Origin of the sequence: Micromonospora solifontis (assembly GCF_003725545.1) — a bacterium.
Taxonomy (GTDB): Bacteria; Actinomycetota; Actinomycetes; order Mycobacteriales; family Micromonosporaceae; genus Micromonospora; species Micromonospora solifontis.
Map to the genome: position 1 here is coordinate 1 of NZ_RJLN01000173.1, position 3,583 is coordinate 3,583.

Here is a 3,583-nt window from a genome sequence, read left to right on the forward strand (position 1 = left end):
CGGAGGCGGAGGCCCCGGGGGGTGGCGCGGAAGCCGGCGGCGGTCAGCGCGTCGCGCAGCGGCGAGGAGTGCACCGCCTCGCCGTCGGCGCGTTCCACCGAGATCGCGCCGAGTGCCCCGGAGTGCACCGCGTCGGCGAGCGCCTTGCCGGCGGACCCCAGGGTGTCGGCGTCGTCGGTGAAGGAGAGGATGGTCCGGCCGCCGCGTTCCACATAGAGCACCAGGTCGCCGCCGACCAGCACGACCAGCGCGCCGGCCTTGCGCCCGGCCCGGTGCCCGGTGGCCGGTGCCGCCCCGTCGCCCGAGTCGACCACCCGTTCCGGCCACGGCAGCGCCGCCCCGTACGGGTTGGCGGGGTCGGTGGCGGCGAGCACCACGGTCGGGCCGCCGCCCCGCGCCCGGCCCTCGTCGACCGGGTCGGCCAGGGCGCGGAGGCGGTCGACGGCTCCGGGCACCGCGAACTGGGCCGCGCCCAGCCCTTCGACGAAGTAGCCGCGCCGGGCCGCCCCGCGTTCCTCCAGTGCGGACAGCACCGGGTAGACGGCGGCGAAACCGCCGGTCACCTGCTCGGCCACGACCGCGCCCCGGGTGACCACGCCGTGCCGTTCCAGCAGCAGGTCGGCGAGGGCGGCGGCCCGGCGGGTGGGGTCGAGGTCGCGGTCGGGCAGCCGGGACCAGCGCCCGGCCACGGTGGGCGGCCCGCCCCGGCTCGGCAGGGCCATCCGGCCGGGACGGCGGTAGCGGGTCCGCGGCGCGGACGGCCGGGCCCGGTGGGCGCCACCCCCGCCCAGCGCCGCCCGCAGCGGAGCCAGGGTGTCGTTGGTCAGGTGCCCGGCCCAGACCAGGTCCCAGATCGCGACCGTGAGGGGGGTGTCGTCGGTGGAGCCCATCCGGTCGGACAGCGAGCGGAAGAAGAGCGCCTGCCCGTCGCCGAGCGCGTCCAGCACGGCCTCGTGCAGCGGGGTCAGCGCCAGCGCCTCGTCCGGCGGGGGCAGCAGCAACGGCGCCACGTCGGCGTACGCCAGGGTGACCCAGCCGTCCCCGCCGGAGATCGCCCCGGCTCCGGCCCAGACCACCTCGCCGCTGGCGCAGAGCTCGTCGAGCTGGGCGGGGGAGTAGTCGGCCACCCGGGCGGGCAGCACCAGGCGTTCCAGCGCGGACGCGGGAACCGCCGCGCCCTGCAACTGCTCGACGGTGGCGGCGAGCGCCTCCACGCCCCGGGCCGACGAGCCGACCTGCTGCCAGCGGGGCAGGAACGACGCCAGCGCCCTGGGCGGCACCGGCTCGATCTCCCGGCGCAGCGCCGCGAGGGAGCGGCGGCGCAGCAGGCGCAGCACCTCGGCGTCGCACCACTGGGTGCCGACGCTGTCCGGGGCGAACTCGCCGGAGACCACCCGGCCGGTGCCGGCGAGCCGGCGCAGTGCCTGCTCGACGACGTACACGCCGAGACCGAACCGGGCGGCGCAGGTGGCCGCCGCGAACGGGCCGTGGGTGCGGGCGTACCGGGCGACCAGGTCGCCGAGCGGGTCGGCCACCGGCGCCAGGTACGCCTCGGCCACCCCGACCGGCAACGCCACCCCCAGTGCGTCGCGCAGCCGGGCCGCGTCCTCCACGACCACCCAGCGCTCCTCGCCGGCGAGCCGGACCCGCAGCACCCGCCGGGCCGCCTCGAGATCGGCCGGCCACGCCGCCGGTACGCCCCGCTCGGCCAGCTCCGCCTCGCTCAGGTCGCCGACCACCCGGAGCAGCTCGACCACGTCCTCGGCGTCGCGGGGCCGGCGCTGCTCGGTGCGCCAGCGCAGCTGCCGCTCGGTCTCGGCGAGCACCGCCGGGTCGAGCAGCTCCCGCAGGTCGACCCGGCCGAGCAGCTCACCGAGCAGGGCCGAGTCGAGGGCCAGGGCGGCGGCCCGCCGCTCGGCCAGGGGCGCGTCACCCTCGTAGAGGAAGGCGCCGACGTACCCGAAGAGCAGCGAGCGGGCGAACGGCGACGGGCGCTCGGACTCCACCTCGACCAGCCGGACCTTGCGGGCGGCCAGGTCGCGCATCAGGCTGGCCAGGGCCGGCTGGTCGAAGACGTCCTGGAGGCACTCGCGGGCGGCCTCCAGGGTGACCGGGAAGTCGGCGTACTCGCGGGCCACGTCAAGGAGCTGGGCGGCGCGCTGGCGCTGCTGCCAGAGCGGCTGCCGGCGGCGCGGATCACGGCGGGGCAGCAGCAGGGAGCGGGCCGCGCACTCCCGGAACCGGGAGGCGAACAGCGCGGAGGTGCCGACGGACTCCTCGACGAGCTGGGCGATCTCGTCGGGCTCGAAGACCACCACGTCGGCCCCGGGCGGGGTGTCGGCGGTGTCCGGCAGCCGCACCACGATGCCGTCGTCGGAGGGCATGACCTGGGCGTCCACGCCGTAGCGCTCGGCGAGGCGGCGGCCGATCGCCAGGGCCCACGGGCCGTTGACCCGGGCGCCGAGCACCGAGTGCACGGCGAGCCGCCAGTCACCCAGCTCGTCGCGGAACCGCTCGACCACCACCGTCCGGTCGTCGGGCAGCGAGCGGGTGGCGGCCTGCTGCTCGCGCAGGTAGGCCAGCAGGTTGCCGGCGGCCCAGTCGTCCAGCCCGCCGGCCCGCAACGCGGCGACGGCCTCGTCGTCGCCCTGGCGCAGCAGCGCCCGGACCCGGGCGCCGATGGCCCGGCCCAGCTCGACCGGCCGGCCGAGCTGGTCGCCCTTCCAGAACGGCATCCGCGCGGCCTGGCCGGGGGCGGGGGAGACGAGCACCCGGTCGGGGGTGATCTCCTCGATCCGCCAGGACGACGAGCCGAGCAGGAACACGTCGCCCACCCGGGACTCGTAGACCATCTCCTCGTCCAGCTCGCCGACCCGGGCGGCGCGTTCGGCGCCGGCCAGGAAGACGCCGAACAGCCCCCGGTCGGGGATGGTGCCGCCGCTGGTGACGGCGAGCCGTTGGGCGCCGGGCCGGCCGGTGAGCACGTCGGTGGCCCGGTCCCAGACCAGCCGGGGGCGCAGTTCGGCGAAGGCGGTCGACGGGTAGCGCCCGGAGAGCATGTCGAGCACCGCGTGCAGCGCCGAGTCGGGCAGCTCGGCGAAGGGGGCGGCCCGGCGGACCAGCACGGCCAGGTCGCCCAGCCGCCACGGCTCCAGGGCCACCATCGCGACGATCTGCTGGGCCAGCACGTCGAGCGGGTTGCGCGGGTAGTGCAGCTCCTCGATCGCCCCGTCGGCCATCCGCTCGGCGACCACCGTGCAGGAGAGCAGGTCGCCCCGGTGCTTCGGGAACACCACGCCCCGGGAGACCGCCCCCACCTGGTGCCCGGCCCGGCCGACGCGTTGCAGGCCGGCGGCGACGCTCGGCGGGGCCTCGATCTGCACCACCAGGTCGACCGCGCCCATGTCGATGCCGAGCTCCAGGCTGGAGGTGGCGACCACGGCGGGCAGTTGCCCCGACTTCAGCGCCTCCTCGATGTGCTTGCGCTCCTGCCGGGAGACGCTGCCGTGGTGGGCCCGGGCGATCACCGGCGGGGCGCCGGTCGCCGCCCCGGACTGCGCCATCACCTCCGCTGGCTGGCGCG

At 77.5% G+C, this 3,583-nt stretch carries 1 protein-coding gene; it reads right to left on the bottom strand.

Annotated elements, in window-relative coordinates:
• Positions 1-3,583 (bottom strand): Lhr family helicase (locus EFE23_RS27615; RefSeq protein WP_123243797.1); only part of this gene is annotated, 3,583 nt, incomplete at both ends.